Genomic DNA, 23,690 nt, shown 5'->3' on the forward strand with positions numbered 1-23,690 from the left:
CGAGGCGACGGCCCCACATGACGGAGCGGTGGCCGGCCCGGGGACGGTGTCGGCCGCAGCCGGGAGCGGGCGGCGGTCGCCGTGGTGGACGTGGCGTTGCTGCTGGTGCGCGGCACCGGGATCGCCTGACCGCGTCGTCCCGCACCGGACGGTCAGACGACCAGGCCGTTGAGCGGTTCGGTGCCGTCGATGAAGGTGCGGGCCAGGTTGGAGAGGCGGCGGTTGTGGGCGCGGGCGTAGGCGCGCAGCGCGGAGAAGGCCTGTTCCATGTCGATGTCGAGGCGTTCGGCGAGTTTGCCCTTGGCCTGTTCGATCAGGATGCGGCTGCTCAGCGCGGTCCGGAGCTGTTCGTTGAGGAGGGCGCTGAGGTGGGTGGTGCGTTGTTGCAGGAGGCTGATGGTGGCGACGTCGGCGAGCGCCTGGGCGATGAGCGTGCCGACCGGATCGAAGGGACCGGCGTCGGCGCGGAAGAGGTTCAGGGCGCCGACGACCTCGTCCCGCAGCCGCATCGGCAGCGCCTGGACCGCCGCGAACCCGCTGTGGTGGGCCTGCGCGGCGAAGCGCGGCCAGCGGTGGATCTCCGTGGTCACGTCGGAGACGGAGACCGGTGCGCCGGTGCGGAAGCACTCCAGGCAGGGGCCTTCGTCGTTCTGGAGCTGGAAGAGTTCCAGCAGGCGTACCTGTTCGCTGGAGGCGGCCATGACCCGGAGTTCGCCGTCGCGGTCGGCGAGCAGGACGCCGGCCGCGCTCACCCCGAGCATGCCGACACAGCGGTCGGTCAGCAAGCACAGGAAGTCCATCAGGTCGAAGTCGGCGACCAGGTTGTCGGCCAGCTCGACGAACGTCCTGGAAAGGAGCCGCTGATCCATCGCCTGCACCTTTGTCTCGGGAGTGGTCTCCGCCGGGGACCGGTGGGACCCGCTGTCAGCCGTCACAACTCACGCTCGCCGTCCCGCCGTTCACCCGGTGATCCCCTCTCATGCGCATGTCTCACCCCTGGTCGTCCTGCGGCTCCCGGATGCGTGCCGGGTACGCGAGGTCGTCCGGCCCCGCGGCTGTCCGCTCGGCGAGGGGAAGGACCAGGGCCCGCAGCACGGTGGGGCCCGGTGGCCGGTAGAGCAGGCCGATGTCGCGCCATCCCCGGGACCGGAATCCGGCACAGGCCGCACGATGGGTCCGGTCCACCAGGGTGACGCCGAGCAGGGCCCGCCGGTCGGCGAGCAGATGCTCCTGGAGCCGTTCGGCCAGGCCGTGGTACCGCTCGGAGGGTCGGACCACTGTCCCGCTGATGGCGAAGACCCGTCCGGACGTGGTGAGTTGGGCGACGTGCTGCGGGAGTGTTCCACGGAATCCGCTCCACCAGGAGCCGTCGCGCGCCACGGGGAATCCGAACGCGTATCCCACCAGGCGGGGTGCCTGGGCGGTCAGCATGGTGAACCCCGGTCGCCAGGTGTCGTGCGTGAGACGGCGCAGGAAGTCCCTCCGACCGCGGTCCTCCCAACCGGGCTCTGTGGCACAGGACTTCGCGTACAGGTCCGCCAGCTCCTCGCGCAGTCCCTCCGTCTGCCAGCGGTTGAGCCGACGCAGGCTCAGGGCTGTCGTGGGGGTGGCGAGCGGCGGGCGACCCGCGCTCGTTCGCGGTCGGCTCGGCCCGGGTAAGGCCGTCACAGCACACCGCCCGGGAGAGCGGGCAGGGCCGGAGCGGGCCAGTGCGCGGCCTGGGTCAGGGGAAAGGGCGGCGGGAGCGTCCCGTTCCCGGCGTGGGCGTCCGGGAGGGTGAGGAAGAGGGAACCGGAGCCGGTGAGCGTGACGAGGCGTTCCAACGCCGGGCTGGGGTCGCGCAGTTGCAGGGACACTCGGGCCGCGACGGTGTGCAGCAGGGCGCAGAGGAAGGCGTTGAGGCTGTTGTGGCCGCGGAAGGTCGCGGCGGTGACGTCGACGTCGATGGCACGGATGCCGTCGCGCAGGCAGCGGTCCAGTGACGCGTGCACCAGGGGCGCGGAGTCGAGGTCGATCTCGCCGGTCAGGGTGATCAGCGCCCGGTTGCCGGTGTCGTGCCGGTGGACGTTCAGGACGGGTGGGACACGCATGGTCGGGATGCCTCGGTTCACGAGACCGTACCGGGCTCCCCGGACGGTCGTCCTGTCGTGCGGGCAGGTGAACGACCGGTCCAGCAGCCGATGTTCCGGGCCTGGGACCCGGCCGGTTCCCTCGGGAATGCGTGGGGCGAGAGGACGAACGCTCCGCTCTCCACAGGCATATGGCCAAGCAGTGATGGCCCGCCGGGGTCTGGGACGTCCGTGTGCAGCATAGTCCTGGGGACCGTCCCCCGGTCGGCCCCGAAGACGGGTACCACGATGTTTACACGGTGATCTCAACAGGCGGCCATACGGATGTGCCGCATCGAACGGCAACCGGAACCGGCAACCGGGGACCTGCTCGTTCTTGCCGGCCTGGCCGGATCCTGCCGGTGGCTGTGGCTGTGCTTTGCGGGTACGGGTGCCGGTCCGGCCCGCCGGTTCACGGTGTGCCGGACGCCAGTCCGACCCGGTAGGCGAGGACGACTGCCTGGACCCGGTCGCGCAGGGCGAGTTTGGCCAGGATCCGCGAGACGTACGTCTTGACCGTCTCGGGGGTGATGTACAGCTCCGCCGCTATCTCCGCGTTCGACAGCCCCTCGGCCATCTGCCGGAGCACGTCCAGTTCGCGGGGCGTCAGCGCGCGTACGACGTCCTCTCTGGCCGGGCGGGCGGACTCGGCCGGGCGCAGGTGTTCGGCGTAGTGGCCGATGAGGTGGCGGGTGACGGCGGGCGACAGCAGGGCCTCGCCCCGGGCCACGGTCCGGATGCCGTTCACCAGCTCCGCGGGCGGCGCGTCCTTGAGGAGGAACCCGCTGGCTCCGGCGCGCAGCGCGTCGTAGACATGGGCGTCGACGTTGAACGTGGTGACGACCAGCACCTTCGGCGGTTCCCCGGCGCCGGGGCCGGCCAGTTGCCGGGTCGCCTGGATGCCGTCGAGGAGGGGCATCCGGATGTCCATCACGACCACGTCGGGCCGCAGCCGCCGCGCGGCTTCCACCGCCGCGTGCCCGTTCTCCGCCTCGCCCACGACCTCCAGGTCGGGCTGGGCCGAGAAGATGGTGACGTAGCCGGTCCGCACCAGTTCCTGGTCGTCGCAGACGAGCACACGGATCGGTGGCGGCGCGTCGCTCACGGGGTCACTCCTGAACGGGCTCGGGATCAGGCTGGGGCTCGTGCTCGGGCTGGGGCAGGAGCAGGGGCTGGGACGGAATCGTGGCACGGACCTCGAACCCGCCCCCGGGCCGGGGTCCGGCCTCCAGTTCACCATCGAGCATCCGCACCCGGACCCGCAGCCCGGCCAGCCCCCGTCCGCCCTCGGGGCCCGGCTCGCGGATGGCCGATACAGCGGGCGCCGGGATGGTGACGGGGACGGGTCCTTCGGTGGTCACCCCGATCTCGACGCGCTCCTCGCCGTGCCGGACGAGGACCCGTGTCGGCTGCCCGGTCGCGTACTTCATCGCGTTGGTGAGTGCTTCCTGTACGACCCGGTAGGCGGCCAGTTCCACGTCCACGCTCCGGGGCCGCCGCTCGCCCCGCTCGCTGAACTCCACCGGCTGACCCGACCTGCGGGCCTGCTCGACGAGGTCTCCCACCCGGCCGAGGGTGGGCCCCCGACTTCCGTGCGAGAAGCCCTCATGGGCGGGGCCGTCGGTCGCGGACCTGGCGGTCGTGGAGACGCCGGTCGCGGACCTGGCGGTCGTAGACCTGGAGGCCGTAGAACTGGAAGCCGTGGACTCGCCGGTCGCCTCCAACACCCCGAGCAGATACCGCAGTTCGGTCAGCGCCCGGCGGCCGGTTTCGCTGACGGAGGCCATTCCCGTGGTGGCCCGTTCCGGCGCGGAGGTGATCAGGAACTGGGCCGCGTCCGCCTGCACCACCATGGCCGTCACATGGTGGGTGACCACGTCGTGCAGCTCGCGGGCGATCCGCGCCCGCTCGGCGGTCGTGGCCAACTCGGCGGCCAGCCGCCGCCGTTCCGCCTCTTCGCCGCGCCGCTTGCGCACACCGCTCCCCACCAGCCGGACAGCGGCCAGCACCAGATAGAAGGCGAGATAGTCCGTCGGGTCCTGCGGGGAGCCGAGCCGGTGCAGGACGACGGCCAGCACCGCGTACCCCGCACTCGCCACGGCCGCCAGACCCGAGCGGAAGCGGACCTGGTGGGCTCCGGCCGAATACAGCGCCAGATACAGCCCCATGCTGCCGAACGTCGTCGCGAAACCCAGCGCCTGATGTACGGCGAACGCGGCGGCCACGACCACCAGACAGCCCGCGGGCCAGCGGCGGCGGGCCGCCAGCGGCAGGGTCTGGGCCAGGACCAGTCCGAGGCCCAGCGCGTTCGCCGGCCGCTCGGGCAGATCGCCGATCTGCGCCCCGATGGCCGACAGGGTCGGCACGAAGGCCAGCAGGGTGAGCATTAGGGCGAGGACACCGTCCTTGAGGAAGGTGTCCTGCTCCTTCCACCGTTCGAGCGGTACCAGCAACCACCGTGTCCGCAAAGGGCCCTGACGGAACGTCACTTGTCTCTTCCTCCGATCAGCCGGTGGCCGGTGTCCCGTACGGCGGCCCGCCTCAGCGCCGGCCGGGACGCCGGGGCCGCAGACCGCCGTTCCGCCGGGCGAGGACGACCATCCGGACGGTGAGCAGCACACCGATGAGGACGGGCACGATCGATGCCTCCAAACCGAAGGTGCCGCCGCTGAGCAGGGCGGAGCCGTGCGTGTCGACCGTGAACAGGCCCTGGGGAGTGTGTCCGGAGACCGGGATGCCGAGCAGTTGCTCGGCGGTGTTCCAGGTGAAGTGCAGGCCCGCGACGAACCAGATGTTACGCCGCCACAGGAACGCGACGCCGAGCATCACACCGGCCTCCAGGGCGATGGCGAGCGCGCTCCACGCACTGGCTCCCGGAGCAGCCAGGTGGGCGGCGCCGAAGAACAGGCCGGTGATCACGATGGCGGCCCGGCTGCCCCACCGCTGTTCCAGCGCCTGGAGGGCGAGACCGCGGAACATCAGCTCCTCGGTGACCGCGGCGCCGGCCTGCACCATCGCGGCGGACCAGACGACGGAGAGGAAGCCGTTGCCCGCCCAGGAGAAGTCGTAGCCCCCGAACACCGTGATCAGGAGGGCGGAGACCAGGACGAAGCCCAGGCCGACCGCACCGCCGTACAGCGCCTCCCGGCCGGCCCCCTGCCGGGCGATCTCCGGGGTGGAGCGTCCGGCGACCCGGCGCATCACCACCCAGTACACGGCGACCGCCGCGATCGCACCCAGCACCGGCACCGGACCGGGGCCGGTCGCGGTCAGCCCCGAAACCAGGCCGACACCCACCAGGCCCGTCAGCATCCAGCCGAGCGGAGCGCGGACGATCCGGCCGAGACGGCCACCCCGGCCACCCCGGCCGCCACCGTCCTCGTCCTCGTCCGGGCGGGACCCTGCGTCGTCGTGTGCGGCGGACGGCGTGCTCATCGTGACCTCCCTGCGGCGACGGCCACTCCGACGGCGACCGACCTGACGACCACGCTAGAAATCCGCCGGAATCCGCGAATCACCCGCGCAGGGACGGTCCGGGTAGCTCTCACGGGGGATGCGCGGCGCCTGCCGGCCGGTTCGGTCGGCTTCGCCCTTCACAGAGCACGGAACACGGACCACGGAGTACGGAGTAGTGGGTACGGAGCACGGAGTCGTGAGCCGTCACACGAAACTGACGGTGTGACGGTCCCCGCCTATCGCGGCCCCGTCTTTCGCAGTCCCGTCTATCGCGGCCCCGACGATCCGGCCGGTCGACTCGGCACCGCCCCGGCATTCTCGGCATTCTTGGCGGCCGCCGCCGCGACGGTCGCCAGGTCCTCGCCCGAGAAGCCGGCGCGGCTCAGCACCGCCAGGGATTTGTTCGTCGCCACCGTGCACAGGGCCAGCTCCGCCGCCTCCCGCTCGCCGGCCCCCGCCGCCAGCAAGGCCTGCTCCAGCCTCGCCCGCAGGCCGTCGATCATGGCGCGGACCATCGCCCCGCCCTCCGCGTCGAGGGCCGGGATCTGCGTCGCCGACACCGTGAGCAGGCAGCCGTCCGGGACGGCCGGGTCGGCGATGCGGTTCAGGGTGACCTTCAGGTAGGCGGCCACAACGGCGCTCGGGGTCGGGTGGGGGCCGGACAGTGCCTGCTCGTACAGCGGTTGGTAGGTCTGCGCGTACCGTTGGAGGCTTTTCCGGAAGAGGGCGCTCTTGTCGCCGAAGGTGCCGTAGAGCGAGCCCCGGCCCAGGCCCGTGCCCTCGGTCAGGCGATCGATCGAGGCCTCCGAATACCCCCAGCGCCAGAAGACGTGCATCGCACGTCGTAGCGCCTCGTCCACGTCGAACTGCTTGCGGCCTGCCATGGTCCGCCACCCTACACATCTTGTAACGATCGTTCAAAGATGGGTAGGGTCCCCGGCATGACAAGCCTGAGTTCGCTGCGACTGCCCGACGGATTCCCCGACGTCTTCACCAGCCGGCTCGTGGAGGTGAACGGACTGCGGCTGCACGCGGTCACCGGTGGGGACGGCCCGGCGCTGCTGCTGATCGGCGGATGGCCCCAGACCTGGTACGCCTGGCGGGAGGTGATGCCCGCGCTCGCCCGTCGGCACACCGTCGTCGCCGTCGACTCGCGCGGGGCCGGGCTCTCCGACAAGCCCGACGACGGGTACGACGCCGGCACGCTCGCCGCCGATCTGGTCGCGCTGATGGCCGCGCTCGGGCACGACCGGTTCGACGTGGTCGGCCACGACATCGGCACGTGGACCGGCTACGCCCTCGCCGCCGATCACCCCGAGCGGGTGGGCCGGCTCGCCATCGTCGAAGCGGTGATCCCCGGCCTCACGCCGTCCCCGCCGTTCTTCGGCCCGGCCGCGGCCAACCTGAGGCTCTGGCAGTTCGGCTTCAACCGGCTCACCGACCTCAACGAGCAACTGGTCCGGGGACGGGAACAGCTCTTCTTCGGCTGGCAGTTCGCCACCAAGGCCGCCACACCGACCGCGATCCCCTCGTACGCCGTCGATGTCTACGTCGACGCGATCACCGCGGATCCCCGCGCGCTGCGGGCGAGCTTCGCCTACTACCGGGCGCTGGACGAGACGATCGCCCAGAACGAGCAGCGCGGCAGGACCCGCCTGACACTGCCGGTGCTCGCCGTCGGCGGCGCGCTGTGGAGCGGCGAGAACGCCGCCCACACAATGCGGCTGGCCGCCGACGACGTCACGGGGGTCGTCCTCGACGACTGCGGCCACTACCCGGCCGAGGAGCAGCCGACGCGGTTCGCCGAGATCCTGGAGGACTTCCTCACGGCGAGCCGGTAGCAGGCCCGCCGCGCGGCTGAACTTCGCGAACTCCGCGACGCCTTCGTCTCCCTGGCATGCGACCTCGTCAGAGCAGCTCCTGCCACACCGTCCGCTCACGCATCGCTCACGCAGAAGGGGTACGAGCAGTTGGGGGGCGGGCGTCGAACCCGGAGAGGGCGCCGCGGGCGAAGCCTCGCGGCCGCCTTCGTCCGGTGTGTGCTGTGTTCTGTCGTCTGTCAGATCTTGCGCCAGCGTGCGTTGGCCCAGGAGAAGACCCCGAAGGCGATGAGGCCGATCGCTATCACCGTCAGCAGCCAGGGGCCCGCCGGGGTGTCGGCGAAGGTTCGCAGGGTGTCGTCCATGCCCTTGGCCTTGCCGGGCTTGTGCTGGACGGCCGCGGCGATGGCGAAGCCTCCCGCGGTGGCGAAGACGATGCCGCGGGCCGTGCCGCCGAACACGCCCAGGAAGGTGACGACTTGACGCGTCTTCGGGGACATCTCCGCCATCTTGAGGTGCTTCTCGAACTTGCGCAGGAGGGCCCGGACGGCGATCCACAGGCCGGCGGCGGTCACCGCGGCACCTGCGATGCCGACGATCCACTGCCCGCCGGGCCAGTCCAGCGCCTTCGCCGTGACGTCCTGGGAGTTCTTGTCGGAACTGCCGCTGCCGCTGCCCTTGTCCCCGGCCGCGTAGGAGAGCACGGAGTACGACACGAATCCGTAGAAGACGAAACGGCCCGCCGCCATCGCCCTCTTGCCCGGCTTGTCGCCGTCGGGGCCCGCCTGCCCGAAGGCGGCCTCGGACAACCGCCACAGGGACATCCCGGCCAGAGCGATCCCCAGCAGCCACAACAGCACTGTGCCGAAGGGCTTTTGGGCGATCTCGGCGATCGCGCCGCCCCGGTCGGCCTGCTCGCCCCCACCGAAGAAGGCGATCCGCAGGGAGAGGACGCCGATCAGTACGTAGATGACCCCGCGGGCGACGAAGCCCGCACGGGCCGCCGCCGCGAGCGCCTTGCTGTTCGCCGCACGGCGGGCCTGTCCCTGTCCGCGTGCCGTTGCCGATCCAGTAGCCATGCCATTCCGGATGCCCCCGAAGTACGGGGGCATCCGGGTTTTGTCTCCCGGCTCGATGTCCAGGAAGGTGCAGCCATGCCGAACGCACAGAACGCAGCCGTCGCATCCGCCGAAACGGCGGGAACCGTCAGGTCCGAGGAGCCCGGCGGCGCGCAGGACGTCGGTGACGTCCTCGACGGTCGGGCCCGGCGCACCAGACGCCGGCTGGAGCGGCTCATAGGGATCGCGGCCACAGAAGGCAACGCGCTGCTCCCGTTGCGCAACGGGGACGAGATCTTCGGCGCCATGCTGGGCCGGATCCGTTCCGCCCGCCACACCGTGGACATGATGACGTTCGTGTACTGGAAGGGGGACATCGCCCGGCAGTTCGCCGACGCGCTCGCGGAGCGGGCGCGGGAAGGAGTGCGCGTACGGCTGCTGCTGGACGGCTTCGGGAGCCGGCTCATCGACAAGGACCGGTTGGAGGCGATGGAGCGGGCCGGGGTGCAGGTGGCCTGGTTCCGCAAGCCGCTGTATCTGTCTCCCCTGAAGCAGAACCATCGCTGTCACCGCAAGGTCCTTGTCGTCGACGAGGAGACCGCCTTCACCGGCGGCGTCGGCATCGCCGAGGAGTGGTGCGGCGACGCACGCAGCCCGGAGGAATGGCGCGACACCCACGTCCAGGTGAGCGGACCCGCCGTGGACGGACTGGCCGCCGCCTTCGCCCAGAACTGGGCCGAGTGCCACGACGAACTCTTCGACGAGCGCGACCGGTTCACCGACCACATCCCCCGGGGCGACGCCGTGGTGCAGGTGGTGCGGGGCTCGGCCAGTTTCGGCTGGCAGGACATGCAGACCCTGTTCCGCGTGATGATCGAGACGGCGGAGGAAAGGCTCCGGCTGGCCACCGCCTACTTCGCACCCGACGCGTACTTCATCGAGCTGCTGTGCGCCGCGGCCCGGCGAGGGGTCGAGGTGGAGATCCTGCTGCCGGGCCCGTACACCGACAAGCGGGTCTGCCAACTCGCGGGCCAGCGCCACTACGAGGAGCTCACCGCATGCGGGGTGAGGATCTACCACTACCAGCCGACCATGCTCCACACCAAGGTCGTCACCGTCGACAGGGCCACGGCACTCATCGGCTCGACGAACTTCAACCGTCGCTCCCTCGACCACGACGAAGAGGTCATGCTCGCCGTGCTGGACCCCACGTTCACCGCGACGCTGGACCGCCACTTCACGGAAGACCTTGAGCAGAGCGAACTCATCAGCGCCGGACGGTGGAAGCGACGGGCGCTGCTCCAGCGCGTCAGGGAGACGGCTGTCGTACCGATACGACGCTTCCTCTGACCTGTCCAGAGGTTGTGCCCGATGGCGGGTGGGGCGTCGCGATCTTGGTACCTGCGGTCATTGTCGGTGTTCCACGGCGCCGTCGGCGGCAAGGCTGACGAGCACCGGCGATCCGGGGTCCAGCGGTCGGGGATGTGGAGAAGGCCGCGCGAGTTGCTGTTGCTGTGACGCACCACCTGGCCCGCGCGGCCTTCTCCCATAGCGTCGTCACTGGTCTGTGGCGCCGTCGACTCAGTGCGCTGATCGGCGAGTTGGCCGACGCGTGGACGGCCGGTCGGAACGCGAAAGGCTCCGCCGACGACATCGCCGGAGCCCGGCGCCTCGTACTGCCGGGCGGGGCAGGCCGCCATTCTGCCGACCGCCGCGTGAGACCGCCCCGGGAATCCTGCCCGCGGCTTCCCCGCCGGCGGGTCAGGCGTCCGCCGCGCGCTGCGCGTCGGCGGCGTTGCGGTGTTGTTCGTTGATGCGCTTGGCTTCTTCGAGCTGGTCTTCGAGGATGATGATGCGGCAGGCGGCCTCGATGGGGGTCCCGTGGTCGACGAGTTCCCGGGCGCGGGCGGCGATGCGCAGCTGGTAGCGGGAGTAGCGGCGGTGACCGCCGGCAGAGCGGAGCGGGGTGATCAGGCGGGCTTCGCCGAGAGCGCGGAGGAAGCCCTGCGTGGTGCCGAGCAGCTCGGCGGCTCCGCCCATCGTGTAGGCGGGGTAGTCGTCGTCGTCGATACGGCCGAACGAGTCGTCTGCTGTCATTTGCACCTCTCTGTGGAACGCGTCGAGGGGCCTTGGTGCCATTTGGCACCAAGGCCCCGAAGGAACTGCTACACCATCTGCCGGCCTTCGTACTGCGCCGGCCCTCTGTTTCCGCAGACCCGACCGGAACACCGTCGGGGCTGCTGGGATCGCGGTTGCTTGACCGGAGACCACCTCACTATCGATGTCCTGCGGTACCCGGGTTCAAGATGTCGGCCCGGGCGATCCTGATGGCGCTCGGCTCCTCCGTTCTCCCTCAGGGATCAACTGCTTACAAGTGGGGTACTGCGCACTGCTGGTGATACGCACTGCTGGTGATACGCACTGCTGATGATGCGAACTGCTCAGCGGCCTGTGACAGCGCCGTCCTTCGGCAGCCAGCCCCGTCGCCCGTCCTGCGTCTGCTCTGGCTTGGAACCCCACTGCCGAACCTCCCGGTGCGCGCGTCCGCAGCCGACGCCTTCACCGAGGTGCTGCTCACTCACTTCACTGCTGGGTCCTGCGAACTGCACTTACAGGTACTGCCACTGCGGTCCTGCTCACGGCAGCCCCTGATCACTGCGGGCCACCCGGTCCGGTCGTCAGTCGCGTCACCGTCCTGCAACCGCTCTGGCTTCGCGACTCCACCACCGCACCGTCCTGCCAACCGCACCTGCGGATACTGCGCTGCCCGGCAGTTCGTGTCTGCCAGGCCCTGCTGTCTCTCTGGGCTACGAGAGAACCATAACCACGCCCCCGCCCCAATGTCTACTCCGACAAACACAGATTTCCGCGTGCTCGACAGAGAGGCAATCGGCCTCGAACAGTGACCGACACAGGAGGAAGCGCTGTCAGCGCCTGGTTAACGGGCCGCGGGAGAGGGAACGGGACCCGCCAGGCAGAACCGGACATCGACGATCCAGAGACCGGGGAGACCTGATGAACACCATGAGCATCAACGTCGCAACCGTCCGCTCCACGACCTCCGTCGCCCGCGCACGCGAAAGCGCCCGGCACTTCCTCGCAGACCTCCACCGTCCGATCGCAGCCGAGGATGCCGACACCGTGGTCCTGGCCGTCTCGGAGCTCGTCACCAACGCCCTGCGTCACGGCGGCGGCGCCTGCACCCTGGACCTGACCGCACACCCCGACAGCATCGAGGTGGCCGTGCACGACCACAGCCCGCAGGCGCCGCGCATGCGCACCCCCGACCTCAACGACGGCACCGGAGGCTTCGGCCGGCCCATGGTCAACCGCCTCGCCCACACCACCACCGTGACCCGCCAGGCAGCCGGCGGCAAAACCGTACGTGCCAGCCTCGCCCGGTAACGGGTAGCGCCAGCACCTGGAAACGACGCAGGTCGCGGAAGCCGACCTCCAGTGGCGCCGGGTGGAGCTCCGCGCCCACGACTCCGCTCCGCCGGAGTGACCGCCCCCGGGCACGGCCCCGTCCTCCCCGCACTCCGCGGCCGTCCGAGCCGCCGACCAGTGGTGCCCCACTTGGGCTTGATGGCGTCCTTGGTCTTCGCCTTCTCGTCCGCAGTCACAACCGCTCACCCCTGCACGTCGCGAAATAGGTCGGCCACCCGTCCCACCAGACGCCCCGCCTTCCAACCGGACGATTGCCGAACGGACTCTCAACACCTTCGGGCCCGCCCAGGAAACACATAAAGTCCGCAGGAGTGAAGATCGCTCCACAGGGCACGTGAAGGGCCGGAGGTTGATAACAATGGTTCCTATTCTTCTTGTTCTTCTGCTTGCCCTGATCCTCTTCGGTGCCGGTTTCGCACTCAAGGCCCTGTGGTGGATAGCCGTCATCGTGCTGATCGCATGGGTCCTCGGCTTCGTGATCCGCCCCACGGCAAGTGGTGGCAAGCGTGGCCGCTGGTACCGCTGGTAGGCGGACACCCACCCCTGTTCCGTCCCCGTTCCTTCCCGATGTGAATGTGTGGGACCAGCCGGCCGGGGCATTCGGATCTCTGAAGTTCCGAACAGGCGTCACCGAATTCGGTTACGCCTGCACGACTTCTTGGTTCACATGCGGGAGCAACAAACAATCTCGATGAGGGAGCCGTTCTCCATGAGTGACAACATCTGGGGCTACGAGCCGACCACCGGCCACACCGCGGGCACCGACCTGATCGGATACACGGTCGAGGCCACCGATGGCAGCATCGGCAAGGTCGACAAACACTCGGACGACGTCGCCTCCGCCTACCTCGTCGTCGACACCGGCGTGTGGATCTTCGGCATGCACGTCCTGCTGCCCGCCGGAACCGTGAAGACGGTCGACCACGCCGAGCGCAAGATCTACGTCGGCCTGACGAGGGACCAGATCAGGGAGTCCCCCGAGTTCGACAAGGACAAGCACGTCGGCGATGCCGGCTACCACGAGCAGGTAGCCGGCTACTACCAGACCCAGCGAGTCGTCTGACCTCGCACCAGTCCAGAAGCGGGGCCCGCCGGAGATACTCCGGCGGGCCCTCCGTGGGATCCCCACCGACCCGCCCCCAGGGGGCCGGGGGACCCGGTCCGACAGCAGTCGGCGGACCCTCTCTGAAATCACCTGGTATGCATTCCGCGAACCCGGGTAGGCCGATCATTGTCGCCGGACAACGAACCGGCGGCACCGAGTCCGGATCACGTGGGAGGGGCCTGACATGACGGTGACGAAGACGGCGGACGCACAGACCCGGGTGCTGCCGGAGATCGCGGACCCCTCACAGGTCGCCCCCAAGGACGCCCGGCAGCTGACCAGGCTGTTCCTCGACCAGCTCGCCGTCCTCGAAGAGGGCACGCGCGAGTACCAGTACGCGCGCAACACCCTCATCGAAATGAACATCACGCTCGTCCGGTACGCGGCTTCACGGTTCCGCAGCCGCGGCCAGGACGAGATGGAGGACATCGTCCAGGTCGGCACGATCGGACTGATCAAGGCCATCGACCGGTTCGAGCTCACCCGCGAAGTCGAGTTCACCTCCTTCGCCGTCCCCTACATCACCGGCGAGATCAAGCGTTTCTTCCGCGACACCTCCTGGGCAGTCCACGTCCCCCGCCGCCTCCAGGAAGCCCGCGTCCAGCTCGCCAAAGCCAACGAAGAGCTCCGCAGCCGGCTCGGCCGCATGCCCACCGTCAAGGAACTCTCCCAGCTGATGTGCCTCAGCGAGGAAGAGGTCAACGAAGCGCGTCTCGCCTCCAACGGCTACAACTCCGCCTCCCTCGACGCCGCCATCAGCTCCGGCGACGACGGCGAAGCCGCGCTGGCCGACTTCATCGGCCTCGACGACAACGCCCTCGAACTCGTCGAGGACTTCAACGCCCTGGCCCCCCTGATCGCCGAACTCGACGACCGCGAACGGCACATCATCCACATGCGGTTCGTCGACGAACTCACCCAGGCCCAGATCGGCGAACACCTCGGCGTCTCCCAGATGCACGTCTCCCGCCTGCTCAACCGCACCCTCGCCAAACTCCGCGCAGGCATGCTCACCACCAACTGACCACGCCGGTCCACAGCCACTGCTCGCCCTCGCCCCAGTCACTCCCGGCCGGCGAAGACGCAGGTGTCCACGTGTCCGAGGAAGTCGGCGGGATCCTGGTACACCCCCGGGGCGCCCGTGACCTCTGGGACGCGTTGCCAAAGTTGCCCTTTGGTGCGAATAGGCGGTGGGCTCGGGTGGTGCATTTGTGCACCACCCGAGCGATTCCATGGCTATTCGGGCAGAGGCAGGTGCCCGATCACCTTCTGGCCGACGAACGCGGACATGCGCAGGGCGTGGTAGGCGTAGTCGCGCATGGCCTGTTCGTAAGCCGCGATGCCGTCGAGGAGCGACTTGCCGCCGGCGCCGACTGCGAGCAGTTGATCTCCCAGGGTGTGCGCGTCGCGCAGTGCGGTGTTGGCGCCGATGCCCAGGGCGGGGCTCATGGCGTGGATGGCGTCGCCCATGACGGTGACGGTGGACGGTTCCCAGGCGTCGACGGGTACGCAGCTGCGGCACTTGAGGGCCTGCACGGTGGCGGTGTCCCACAGCCGGACGGTGTCGACCAGGGCCGGGTGCCAGCCGGCGACGCGCTGCAGGACGTGTGCCTTGAGCGTGTCGGGGCCGGCGGTGAACAGTTCGGCGTCGGGGAGCATCCGGTCGGGCAGGGAGTTGAAGATACTCAGCGCGTAGTCGGCGGTGGCCTCGCGCTGGAACCCTGAGTCCTGCTCGGCGATCAGCGGTGATGTGGGGTCGGTGCGCTCCAGCGGGCCGAGGGTCAGTCCGGTGAAGTCGGGGTCGTAGGCCAGGGAGAAGGCGTTGAACAGCTCGGCGGGCAGTTTGGCCTTGGCCTCGTCGGTGAGGTGGATTTTCGCGGCGATGTGCCGGGAGCCGAGGTCGGCGACCTGGACCTGGGGCAGGCGCTGGGCGCGGACTGCCGAGTTGATGCCGTCCGCGGCGATGAGCACGTCGGCCTCGACGGTGGCACCGTCCTCCAGGAGCACGGTGATCGTCGAGTCGGGGTGGGTGCGGTAGCCGGTGACCCTGGCACCGAAGCGCACGGCCTTCTCCAGGCCGAGGTAGAGGATGCGGCGCAGGGTCGAGCGGCACACCACCAGGTGTTCGGGGATGTCGGCGGGCACGCCGGTGCCCTCGGTGGCCGACCTGTCGCGGCCGGGGCGGAGGTTGAGCTGCTCGTCGAAGAGGAGCATGTCCTCGCTCGGCATGCCGCAGGTCGCCAGGAACAGTTCCCACAGGCGAGGCTCCAGCGCCGCGTGCAGCGCGGAGGTGCCGGTGGAGTTGATGTGGATCCGGTATCCGGCCTCGCGTGCCGCGATATCGGCGTCGCGTTCGTAGACGGCCACGTCCAGGCCGTGCCGGTTCAGGTAGTGGGCCAGTGTCAGCCCGGCGAGTCCGCCGCCGGCGATGACAATTCGCATTTCGGACACAGTACTCCCAGTGCAGAGTTCTTCTCGTACTCGGAGCACACCAGGACTCCCCCGAGGGAGAGGACGTTGACGCAGAATGGAAAACCGGTGACCTGCGGTCCGGACTACCAACCGGAAAGCAATTTCGTGTGCCCTGAAAGCCTACACCAATAGCCCGGCACCAAGGACGTACCAACCATCCACTGTGCGGGATTTCACTACTTCCACACGACCAAAGGGAGCCGTCGATCAATTACCGCACAAGGTCTTGACGCATTGCGGGGTATCTGGTCAGCCGAATATTGCTTGACCAGCGAGGGGAGTATGCGCTCGCATTCCAGTCGATCGCTGTCACACCCGCGTCCTGCGCCGTCAAGGCCGACTGTCACCTGCCGGCCCCGGCTGGATCAGAGGCATTCGTTCGAACACTCGTCTTCGCCAGTCTGCTTGTCTCGGTTGAAGGCGAATTAACAAAACGCGCTGCGAACATGGGCCGGAGTCGGCGAGCACGGTTGTTTCCTCTCGTACCTGGTCGGTGGTGAGTTGTCAGGCGGCACTCTGGCCTCACGGCCGACAGGTACAGCGGTCGACGTGCCCCGTACGCCGCCGGTCAGTGGGTGACCGGTCTCCCCATCCGCTCCGCCTGGCGAACACCGGACCAACCGCGCCCCACCCGGCCCGCGGATGCGATCGCGGTCGCACCGGCCAGCTTCAACACCGTCAACAAGTGGGCCGCGGGGATCTCCGACAACCTCGCCCTGGGCATCCTGTGCGAAGCACCCGCCATGGGTGTACCGGCAGAGCCTGGAACGGCTGCGCGAGATGGGCGTCCTGATCGGGTCGTACGAGCCTCATCGGCCGAAGGCGGGCGGTGGGGCGGATCGGTATCGCTGGGAGGAAGTGCTGGAGCTGCTCGCCCCGAAGCTGCCCGCGATCAGGACGACCCCGAAAAGCCAACAGCGCCCGAGCCGACCGAAGCCGACCCGAGCGCTGCACCGCAGGTCGGAAGGGATCTCCCCTCCCCCGCGCCCGTAGACCCTGTGGGACTCGAACCCACAACCAATGGATTAAAAGTCCACTGCTCTGCCAATTGAGCTAAGGGTCCTCGCGATGTTGCCTCCCCGAGCATAGCGGGAGGTGGCCGTGTCTCCGATCGGGTATCGGGGACACGGCCGTGCCGGACGTGGGGAACGAGGTCGGGCCGGTCCGGAGTGTTACGGATCTACCGGTTCGGGCGCCCCGGATCGTGCCGCCTCCCGTGCCTTCGTGCGGTCGTGTTCCGGGTTCAGGAACCAGTGTCGGGCCGAGGCGCCCCACCAGGCCGCCGCGAAGCCGAGCACGACCAGTACCGCCACCGGCGCGTAGTTGAAGGACTCCCAGGTGACCGGGGAGACCTGCGGCAGCATGAAGAGGACCGTGATCACGATCACCCACACCACCGACACCGTGCCGATCAGCCGCGACCACCGGCCCAGGTGCCACGGCCCGCGCTGGAAGTCGTCCCCCTTGCCCAGCCGCAGCAGCGTCGGGATGACGTACGCGATGTAGAGGCCGATCACCGCGATGGACGTGACCGCCGCGTACGCCGTCACATTGATCAGGTAGGGGAGGCCGAGGACCAGCGCTCCGGCCGCCGCCAGCCATACCGCCGCGACCGGCGTCCGGGTGCGCGGGCTCACCGTGTGCCAGACCCTCGAGAACGGCAGCGCGCCGTCGCGTGAGAAGGCGTAGATCATGCGGCTGTTGGCCGTCACCGACGCCATCCCGCAGAAGAGCTGCGCCCCGATCACCACCAACAACAGCAGCTTGCCCGCCGTCGCTCCCAGGGCGTCGAGCAGGATCTGCGCCGGGGGTGCGCCCGTCGGCGACGCCAGCTCGTCGCCGTACGACTGGATCGCGTACGTGAAGCCCAGGAGGAGCACGAAGCCGGCGATCCACGACGTCCAGATGGAGCGGACGATGCCCTTCGGGCCGGCCGTGGACGCGTCGTGCGTCTCCTCCGTCATATGGGCGGAGGCGTCGTAGCCGGTGAAGGTGTACTGCGCCATCAGCAGGCCCAGCAGCACCACATAGACCCCGCTGCCCCAGCCCGTGTTGTTCACGAACTTCGTGAACACGAAACTCGTCGACTGGTGGTGGTCGGGGACGAAGGTCAGCGCGCCCACGATCACGCCTACGCCGAGCACGTGCCACCACACGCTCACGTTGTTCAGGATGGCGACGATCTTCACGCCGAAGGTGTTCAGCAGGCCGTGCAGGATCAGGATCGCCGCGAAGAGGAGGACCGTGCGGCCCGGCGTCACCTTGAAGTCGAACTGGAGGTTCAGGTACGCGCCCAGGAACGACGCCGCCCCGAAGTCGATGCCCGCGGTCACCGCGACCTGGCCGAGCACGTTGAACCAGCCCGTGAACCACGCCCAGGCCGCCGCGCTGCGCGGTGGCGCCAGGCGGTGGGCCCAGAAGTACAGACCCGCCGACGTCGGGTAGGCCGAACAGATCTCGGCCATCGACAGGCCGACGAACAGCGTCATCAGGCCTACGGCCACCCAGCCCCAGGTGATGACGGCCGGGCCGCCCGTGTTCATGCCGAACAGGTAGAGCGTCAGACAGCCCGACAGGACCGAGATGATCGTGAAGGAGACCGCGTAGTTGGAGAACGCCGACATGCGGCGGGCGAGAACCTGCGTGTAGCCGAGTTGGGCAAGCCGTTCTTCGTCGGAGAGACCGGGGGGATCTCCCTTTGACAGCCCACTCGCTATGGCGTCATCTGTCATGCCCCCAGCGATTCCCTCGCCGGGGGCGTGACATGCGCCACTTAAGGAATCGATAAGGACTCGATGTGGCTAAAAAATGCCCTTGTAGCTCTGCCAGCCGGTCGAGATCTTCGTGCGCGCCCCGAACGACCCCCTCCCGTCACCGCTGTTGCGGTACAGCACCCCGGCCGAGTCCCGCTCGACCAGGTCCGCCTTCCCGTCCCCGGTGATGTCGCCGACCCCGACGACCGTGTCGTACGACCCGCCCCACGCGGTGAACAGCTTCACCCGCGCCCCGAACGTGCCTCTGCCGCTGCCGTAGTAGCGGTAGAGGTTGTTCGCCTTGTCCTGCGCCAGCAGGTCGCCGATGCCGTCGCCGTTCAGGTCACCGACGCCGACGACCTTCTTGTACGTCCTCCAGTCGGCGTACAGCTTCACGCGGGCCGACAGCTTGCCCGTGCTCGTCCCCTTGTAGAGGTAGACGGTGCCTGACGAGGCCCCCCGCGCGATCAGGTCGGGACGGCCGTCACCGCTGATGTCGCCGGGCGCGGTCAGCACGTCGTACTGGTTCCAGCCGCTCGTGCCGAGTGACGTGTACGGCGTGGAGGGCTTCAACGCCGCACCGCAGCCCGGCTTGTACAGGCGCAGGGCGCCGCTGCTCAGCCGGACCAGGACGTCGTTGCAGCGGTCGCCGCTCAGGTCGCCGAAGGGGACCGCCTTGACGCTCGTCGCCCACCCGCTGCCGCTGACCTTTCCGGCGAACGTGCCCGTGCCCGTGCCCTGTTGGAAGGCCAGTGTCCCCGAGGAGTCGAGGGTGAGCAGGTCGGCGATGCCGTCCCGGCCGGCGTGGTCCCGCCGCACCGGGGCGGCCGGGGTCCCGCCGGTCAGGAGGTGGATGCGCTCCCCGGAGTCCACGTAGGCCACACGGTCGGTGTACGGGTCCAGCGTCCAGCGGATACGGCGGTCCGAGCCGCCGACGCGCTCGTCGAGGTTCGGTGTCGCGGGCAGGTCGGCCACATCGGCGGTGACCGCCTTGCCGGAGGTGACGTCCGTGCGGACCAGCTTGCCGCGGGCGGTGTCGTGCCGGACCAGATAGCCGTCGGCCAGGAGGGCGTCGCCGGCCGGCACGGCCACCGAGCGTCCGCGGGAGCGGTCGAACACTCCCGTCTTCCCCTGGGTCGCGCAGGTCCAGTAGATCCAACGGGCGTAGACCTGAAGCTCGTTGGGCGTGCAGGCGGAGCCGGTGTTGACGTCCACGGCCGGTGCGGTGGAGCCGAGCCGGGTCATCGTCAGATGTCCGGCGGTGGACGCGGTGGTCCACAGTTGGCCGTCCCGGAGCGTGGCCGTGGTCGCCGTGCGGGTGGCGACGACCTGGTGGTGCGTCCAGTCGTAGACGTACTGCTTGTGCACGGTTCCGGAGATCACTGTGTACGGGCCGTCCGCCGTCACCACCTGGGCGCCTTCGAAGGAGACGCTGTCCGTCAGGCCGGAGGACGTGCGGTGGTGGACCGTTCCGGGCGCGTCGGGGCCGTCGTCGTAGACGACGGATCCGTCCGTCAGGCCGAAGGGGCGGTTGCAGGCGTACGCGGCACCGCACTGCTTGACCCAGCCGCCGGCCTGGCGCACCGGGCCGACCTGTGGTGGTGAACCCGCCGAGACCGTACGCGAGTTCCACATGACGTCGTACGACGGCGACGCGGTCTGATCGGTGTACGTGAGCGTGCCGCCGGCCAGGCTCAGCCCGTCGACGGGCGCGGGCACCGGTGGCAGGTCGATGATCTCCCGGGCCACCACCTCGCCCTCGGGTGATTCGGTGAGCCGCCGCACGCCCCAGTCCTGCGGGTCCGTGCCCGCCTCGGCGATGAGCGAGCCGTCGGGCGCCTCCCGGAGGTAACCGTTCGTCGCGGGGAACAGCTGCCGCCATGTGCCCCCGGTCAGCGGCATCGTCAGCAGCTCACCAGACGCGCCGTCGACCGCCACCACCTGGTCCCCGACGACGGAGAGCGAGACCTTGCCGACCGTGGGAGCGCCGGGGACCTGGGTCACCGGACCGCCCACGTCGTCCCGGCGCACCAGACGGGCGCCGGCCCCCGGGTACCACCAGCCGACGTAGTCGTGGCTGAGGAAGGGAACCCTGGCGGACGTGGCCGGGTACGGGTCGAAGATCTTGGTGAGGGTGCCGTCCCGGACGTCGACGAGCACGAGCTGGTCGAGGAAGACCGTGGGGTCGTCCGTGGGCATGCGGTAGCGCAGCAGCAGGGAGCGGGCGTCCTTGGCGCTCACGGCCAGGATCTTCGCGCCCTCGGGGAAGCCCGTCACCGGTTCGTCGGAGGTGCCGCCGTCGGCCGTCGGCCTGAGCAGGTGCAGCGAGCGCACGTTGGCAAGGGAGCCCTCGTACGCGACGACCGTCACGCCCGCCGTACCGGCCCACCTCAGACCGGTGGGCAGGGTGACCGTGCCCCGGTCCGTGCCCGTGCCGATGTCGTGGAACCGGACGACGTACGGGGTCCCCGTGGTCAGTTCGTACGCCGTGTCGGACTGCGCCAGTCCGAGGGGGCCCTGGATGCCGTCCCACTGGGCAAGCTCGGTCAGGTCCCGGGACTGTCCCGTCGCGTAGTCGGTCCACTGCTGGTGAGCGGTGCCCTCCGGCTGCGAGAGCAGACCGGTGTCACCGTAGCCCTCCAGCACGGCGTTGCGCGGGTAGGTCCTGATCGCGGAGGGCAGCACGGTCTCAGCCGCCGCACCGGCGGCCGCGGCCGTCCCCTCCGCCCCGGCTACCCCCAGTGAACCCGCCGCGAGCGCGAGAACGGCGACCAGCACCGCACCCCCGAGCCCTCGGCGCCGTACGCATGTGCGGCCCTTCACGGAACCCCCCGGCCCCTCGTCCCACGCCTGTGAATGAAATGTGCATGCCCTAAGAGGGCCACGGGAGCGTACCAGTGCGGGCGGCGGCTGATCACCGGAATTCCAGGCGCCGTCCAGCCAGGGAGGGGGGACGGAGAAGGGCCCGCACGACGTGAGTCGTACGGGCCCTCGAACCTACTCGGCGTCAGCCGTTGCGCTTCCAGCGCGGCTTGTCGTCGCGGCGGCCGAAGGTACCGGTGCCGGTACCCGTGCCGGTCGTGCCGCGGTGGCCGGACGGACGGTCGTGGCCGCCGGCGCGGAAGCCCGGGCGGTCGCCCTGGCGGTCACGGTTGAACGGGCGGTCGCTGCCCCGGTGACCGGTCGCGGGACGGTCGTCGCGACGGAAGCCGCCACGGTCACCGCCCGTCGGACGGTCGTCCCGGCGGAAGCCACCGGACGCGGCCGGACGCTCGTCACGCCGGTCGAAGGAACGACCACCGCGGTCACCACCGGACGGACGGTCATCGCGGCGGAAACCACCGGACGGACGCTCGTCACGCCGGTCGAAAGAGCGGCCACCACGGTCGCCGCCCGACGGACGGTCGTCCCGACGGAAACCACCCGAGGGACGCTCGTCACGACGCTCGAAAGAACGGCCGCCACGGTCGTCGCGTCGGTCGTTGCCACCGCGGTCGTCGCGGCGGAAGCCGCCCGACGGACGGTCGTCCCGACGCTCGAAGGAACGGCCACCACGGTCGTTGCCACCGCGGTCGTCCCGACGGAACCCGCCCGACGGGCGGTCGTCACGACGGTCACGGCGCTCGTAGTTGCCCCGCTCGTCACGCTGCTGGCGCGGACGGTCGTACGAGGACTCCTCGCGCACCGGCGCCTCGGCGACCGGCTGCTCGGCGGCCGCGGCCTCGACCACGGCGGCGGCCTCGGCGACCGCGGTCTCCGGGTCGTCGCCCCGCTCGCGCGCGGCACGGGCGATCAGGCGGTCGGACTCCTCGCGCAGCTCGGCGGCGCGGCGCGTGGCCCGCTCCAGCTCCTTGGTGAGCTGGACGACCTCGCGCTCGGCCTGCTGCGCGGCGTCGCCCGCCGACTGGGCCTGGACCTCGGTCATCGAACGGGCGCCGGTGATCTCGGCGACCTCGGGCTCGAAGGCCGTACCGGTGTTGATGATGTGACGCCCGGCGTCGACGCCCGCGTCCTCCATCAGCCGGAAGATCTGGCGGCGCTGGTGCGGCAGGGAGAGGGAGACGACGGTTCCGGTACGACCGGCACGGGCCGTACGACCGGCGCGGTGCAGGTAGTCCTTGTGGTCGCCGGCCGGGTCCACGTTCAGGACCAGGTCGATGCCGTCGACGTGGATACCGCGGGCGGCCACGTCGGTCGCGACCAGCGCGTTGACGTAACCCTCCTTGAAGTCCGCCAGCGTCCGCGTACGGGCGCCCTGCGTCATACCGCCGTGCAGCGCGTCGGCCTTCACACCGGCGTCGCGCAGCTGCTCGGCGATACGGTCGGCGCCGAGCTGGGTGCGGACGAAGATGATCGTGCGGCCCTTGCGGGAGGCGATCGCGGCGGTGACCGGCGCCTTGTCCTTGGGCTTCACGATGAGGATGTGGTGGGACATCGTCGTGACGTTGCCCTGCGCGCTGTCGACCTCGTGCGTGACCTGGTCCTTGAGGTAGCGCTTGACCAGCGTGGAGATCTCGTTCTCCATCGTCGCCGAGAACAGCATGCGCTGGCCGCCGGCCGGGATCTGGTCGAGCAGCTCGGTGACCTCGGGCAGGAAGCCCAGGTCGGACATCTGGTCGGCCTCGTCGAGTACGGCGATCCGCACGTCCTCGAGGGAGCAGGCGCCGCGGTTGATGATGTCGCGGAGGCGGCCCGGGGTGGCGACGAGGACGTCCACGCCGCGCTCGAGGGCGTAGATCTGGTTGCCCATCGACGTACCGCCGCAGACGACCTTCATCTTCAGGCCGAGGACGTCGCCGTAGGGCTGGAGCGCGTCGGCGACCTGCATCGCCAGCTCGCGGGTCGGGGTGAGGATGATGCCCCGCGGACGCTTCTTCTCGGTGCGGCCGCCGGACAGCGTCGCCAGCAGCGGCAGACCGAACGAGAGGGTCTTGCCGGAGCCGGTACGGCCACGGCCGAGGATGTCCTTGCCGGCCAGGGCGTCCGGGATGGTCGCCGCCTGGATCGGGAAGGGGGCTGTCACGCCGTTCTGCGCGAGCTTGCGCACGATGCCCTCGGGGAGACCGAGGGACGCGAACGTCACCTCGGGAGCCTCCGCGGCAGCGTCTACGGCCGTCTCGGTGCCCTCGTTCTCGGGCATGACGACGTGATCAGTACTGGAAATGGACATGCGAATGCGAAACCTTCCGGAGTATCCGTCGGCACGCGCCCGTCAACTCCGTGATTCGCTATCGACCGCCTCAATGCGGTCCGCCACGGCAAGGGAGAGTACGCGCCACACGGCGCGCTCTACAGTGGCGCCGGGCAATGGGATCAAACGATCTACCACCTTACGCACCCACCACCCCCCAACGCAAACCGTCCCTCATTGACCTGCGTCACACCCGCCGCTACGCCGGAGACCCGGCCGCCGGCGCCGGCTCACGGTCCACCAGCTGCGGTACGGGGTCCTCGTGGGCCGAGGACGAGGG

At 69.7% G+C, this 23,690-nt stretch carries 19 protein-coding genes, 1 tRNA gene and 1 pseudogene; 7 read left to right on the forward strand and 14 right to left on the reverse strand.

Annotated features, from left to right (window positions below):
- Nucleotides 1-152 precede the first annotated feature (152 nt).
- From JHN63_RS23310 to JHN63_RS23340, 7 genes are all read right to left on the reverse strand, one after another.
- Nucleotides 153-869: a GAF and ANTAR domain-containing protein gene (locus tag JHN63_RS23310; protein ID WP_200683497.1), complete on the reverse strand. Its 717-nt coding sequence runs from the start codon at nt 867-869 to the stop codon at nt 153-155.
- A gap of 121 nt (nt 870-990) precedes the next feature.
- On the reverse strand, nt 991-1,668 hold the full coding sequence (locus tag JHN63_RS23315) for a hypothetical protein (protein ID WP_307781960.1): 678 nt from the start codon (nt 1,666-1,668) through the stop codon (nt 991-993).
- Nucleotides 1,665-2,090: an STAS domain-containing protein gene (locus JHN63_RS23320; RefSeq protein WP_200683499.1), complete on the reverse strand. Its 426-nt coding sequence runs from the start codon at nt 2,088-2,090 to the stop codon at nt 1,665-1,667. Before JHN63_RS23320 ends, JHN63_RS23315 begins: the two co-directional genes overlap by 4 nt.
- Before the next feature lie 430 nt (nt 2,091-2,520).
- Nucleotides 2,521-3,213 (reverse strand): response regulator transcription factor, encoded by a 693-nt coding sequence (locus tag JHN63_RS23325; protein WP_200683500.1) that lies wholly within the window; start codon nt 3,211-3,213, stop codon nt 2,521-2,523.
- 4 nt (nt 3,214-3,217) lie between these two features.
- Nucleotides 3,218-4,597: a sensor histidine kinase gene (locus tag JHN63_RS23330; RefSeq protein WP_200683502.1), complete on the reverse strand. Its 1,380-nt coding sequence runs from the start codon at nt 4,595-4,597 to the stop codon at nt 3,218-3,220.
- A gap of 52 nt (nt 4,598-4,649) precedes the next feature.
- Entirely contained in the window at nt 4,650-5,543 is an 894-nt protein-coding gene (locus JHN63_RS23335; RefSeq protein ID WP_200683504.1) for a CPBP family intramembrane glutamic endopeptidase, read from the reverse strand.
- 287 nt (nt 5,544-5,830) lie between these two features.
- The gene (locus JHN63_RS23340) at nt 5,831-6,448 is read right to left on the reverse strand and encodes a TetR/AcrR family transcriptional regulator (RefSeq protein ID WP_200683506.1); all 618 of its coding nucleotides are present in this window, start codon (nt 6,446-6,448) and stop codon (nt 5,831-5,833) included.
- Nucleotides 6,449-6,505: 57 nt separating this feature from the next.
- On the opposite strand from JHN63_RS23340, the gene JHN63_RS23345 reads away from it, so the two are divergent.
- The gene (locus JHN63_RS23345; RefSeq protein ID WP_200683508.1) at nt 6,506-7,405 is read left to right on the forward strand and encodes an alpha/beta fold hydrolase; all 900 of its coding nucleotides are present in this window, start codon (nt 6,506-6,508) and stop codon (nt 7,403-7,405) included.
- A 218-nt stretch (nt 7,406-7,623) separates the two neighbouring features.
- Here the strand turns inward: JHN63_RS23345 and JHN63_RS23350 are convergent, their stop codons facing one another.
- Nucleotides 7,624-8,463 carry a DUF1206 domain-containing protein gene (locus tag JHN63_RS23350; RefSeq protein ID WP_200683510.1) on the reverse strand — a complete coding sequence of 280 codons (840 nt, stop codon included), beginning with the start codon at nt 8,461-8,463 and terminating at the stop codon, nt 7,624-7,626.
- A 75-nt stretch (nt 8,464-8,538) separates the two neighbouring features.
- Between JHN63_RS23350 and JHN63_RS23355 the strand changes: the two genes are divergently transcribed.
- A complete protein-coding gene (locus tag JHN63_RS23355) occupies nt 8,539-9,792 on the forward strand; it encodes a phosphatidylserine/phosphatidylglycerophosphate/cardiolipin synthase family protein (protein ID WP_200683512.1) in 1,254 nt (417 codons plus the stop codon).
- 411 nt (nt 9,793-10,203) lie between these two features.
- Here the strand turns inward: JHN63_RS23355 and JHN63_RS23360 are convergent, their stop codons facing one another.
- Complete coding sequence (locus JHN63_RS23360) at nt 10,204-10,539, reverse strand: MerR family transcriptional regulator (RefSeq protein ID WP_200683514.1); 336 nt, start codon at nt 10,537-10,539, stop codon at nt 10,204-10,206.
- 918 nt (nt 10,540-11,457) lie between these two features.
- Here JHN63_RS23360 and JHN63_RS23365 point away from each other — a divergent pair.
- The 4 genes from JHN63_RS23365 to JHN63_RS23380 all read left to right on the forward strand — a co-directional run bounded on the left by JHN63_RS23365 (nt 11,458) and on the right by JHN63_RS23380 (nt 14,018).
- Nucleotides 11,458-11,847, forward strand: coding sequence for an ATP-binding protein (locus JHN63_RS23365; protein ID WP_200683516.1), 390 nt, complete (start codon nt 11,458-11,460; stop codon nt 11,845-11,847).
- Nucleotides 11,848-12,247: 400 nt separating this feature from the next.
- A complete protein-coding gene (locus JHN63_RS23370) occupies nt 12,248-12,418 on the forward strand; it encodes a hydrophobic protein (protein ID WP_200683518.1) in 171 nt (56 codons plus the stop codon).
- A gap of 180 nt (nt 12,419-12,598) precedes the next feature.
- On the forward strand, nt 12,599-12,952 hold the full coding sequence (locus JHN63_RS23375; RefSeq protein ID WP_200683520.1) for a PRC-barrel domain containing protein: 354 nt from the start codon (nt 12,599-12,601) through the stop codon (nt 12,950-12,952).
- Between the two features lie 226 nt (nt 12,953-13,178).
- Nucleotides 13,179-14,018 carry an RNA polymerase sigma factor SigF gene (locus JHN63_RS23380; protein ID WP_200683522.1) on the forward strand — a complete coding sequence of 280 codons (840 nt, stop codon included), beginning with the start codon at nt 13,179-13,181 and terminating at the stop codon, nt 14,016-14,018.
- Between the two features lie 212 nt (nt 14,019-14,230).
- Here the strand turns inward: JHN63_RS23380 and JHN63_RS23385 are convergent, their stop codons facing one another.
- Complete coding sequence (locus JHN63_RS23385) at nt 14,231-15,436, reverse strand: NAD(P)/FAD-dependent oxidoreductase (protein WP_200683524.1); 1,206 nt, start codon at nt 15,434-15,436, stop codon at nt 14,231-14,233.
- A 608-nt stretch (nt 15,437-16,044) separates the two neighbouring features.
- Between JHN63_RS23385 and JHN63_RS23390 the strand changes: the two are divergent.
- Nucleotides 16,045-16,357 (forward strand): annotated as a pseudogene (locus JHN63_RS23390) (flavoprotein); the annotation flags it as partial.
- A gap of 99 nt (nt 16,358-16,456) precedes the next feature.
- Here the strand turns inward: JHN63_RS23390 and JHN63_RS23395 are convergent.
- The 4 genes from JHN63_RS23395 to JHN63_RS23410 form a co-directional block, all read right to left on the reverse strand.
- Nucleotides 16,457-16,529 (reverse strand) — tRNA-Lys (locus JHN63_RS23395).
- A 109-nt stretch (nt 16,530-16,638) separates the two neighbouring features.
- Nucleotides 16,639-18,198, reverse strand: coding sequence for an amino acid permease (locus tag JHN63_RS23400; protein WP_200683526.1), 1,560 nt, complete (start codon nt 18,196-18,198; stop codon nt 16,639-16,641).
- Nucleotides 18,199-18,267: 69 nt separating this feature from the next.
- Nucleotides 18,268-21,042 (reverse strand): VCBS repeat-containing protein, encoded by a 2,775-nt coding sequence (locus JHN63_RS54335; protein ID WP_200683528.1) that lies wholly within the window; start codon nt 21,040-21,042, stop codon nt 18,268-18,270.
- 184 nt (nt 21,043-21,226) lie between these two features.
- Complete coding sequence (locus JHN63_RS23410; RefSeq protein ID WP_200683539.1) at nt 21,227-23,389, reverse strand: DEAD/DEAH box helicase; 2,163 nt, start codon at nt 23,387-23,389, stop codon at nt 21,227-21,229.
- Nucleotides 23,390-23,690 lie beyond the last annotated feature (301 nt).

Source organism: Streptomyces sp. MBT65 (genome assembly GCF_016612545.1).
Taxonomy (GTDB): Bacteria; Actinomycetota; Actinomycetes; order Streptomycetales; family Streptomycetaceae; genus Streptomyces.

Coding starts and splice junctions, on each gene's coding strand:
- JHN63_RS23310 (WP_200683497.1), bottom strand. CDS start 869: ATGGATCAGCGGCTCCTTTCCAGGACGTTCGTCGAGCTGGCCGACAAC.
- JHN63_RS23320 (WP_200683499.1), bottom strand. CDS start 2,090: ATGCGTGTCCCACCCGTCCTGAACGTCCACCGGCACGACACCGGCAAC.
- JHN63_RS23335 (WP_200683504.1), bottom strand. CDS start 5,543: ATGAGCACGCCGTCCGCCGCACACGACGACGCAGGGTCCCGCCCGGAC.
- JHN63_RS23340 (WP_200683506.1), bottom strand. CDS start 6,448: ATGGCAGGCCGCAAGCAGTTCGACGTGGACGAGGCGCTACGACGTGCG.
- JHN63_RS23345 (WP_200683508.1), top strand. CDS start 6,506: ATGACAAGCCTGAGTTCGCTGCGACTGCCCGACGGATTCCCCGACGTC.
- JHN63_RS23350 (WP_200683510.1), bottom strand. CDS start 8,463: ATGGCTACTGGATCGGCAACGGCACGCGGACAGGGACAGGCCCGCCGT.
- JHN63_RS23355 (WP_200683512.1), top strand. CDS start 8,539: ATGCCGAACGCACAGAACGCAGCCGTCGCATCCGCCGAAACGGCGGGA.
- JHN63_RS23360 (WP_200683514.1), bottom strand. CDS start 10,539: ATGACAGCAGACGACTCGTTCGGCCGTATCGACGACGACGACTACCCC.
- JHN63_RS23365 (WP_200683516.1), top strand. CDS start 11,458: ATGAACACCATGAGCATCAACGTCGCAACCGTCCGCTCCACGACCTCC.
- JHN63_RS23370 (WP_200683518.1), top strand. CDS start 12,248: ATGGTTCCTATTCTTCTTGTTCTTCTGCTTGCCCTGATCCTCTTCGGT.
- JHN63_RS23375 (WP_200683520.1), top strand. CDS start 12,599: ATGAGTGACAACATCTGGGGCTACGAGCCGACCACCGGCCACACCGCG.
- JHN63_RS23380 (WP_200683522.1), top strand. CDS start 13,179: ATGACGGTGACGAAGACGGCGGACGCACAGACCCGGGTGCTGCCGGAG.
- JHN63_RS23385 (WP_200683524.1), bottom strand. CDS start 15,436: ATGCGAATTGTCATCGCCGGCGGCGGACTCGCCGGGCTGACACTGGCC.
- JHN63_RS23400 (WP_200683526.1), bottom strand. CDS start 18,198: ATGACAGATGACGCCATAGCGAGTGGGCTGTCAAAGGGAGATCCCCCC.
- JHN63_RS23410 (WP_200683539.1), bottom strand. CDS start 23,389: ATGTCCATTTCCAGTACTGATCACGTCGTCATGCCCGAGAACGAGGGC.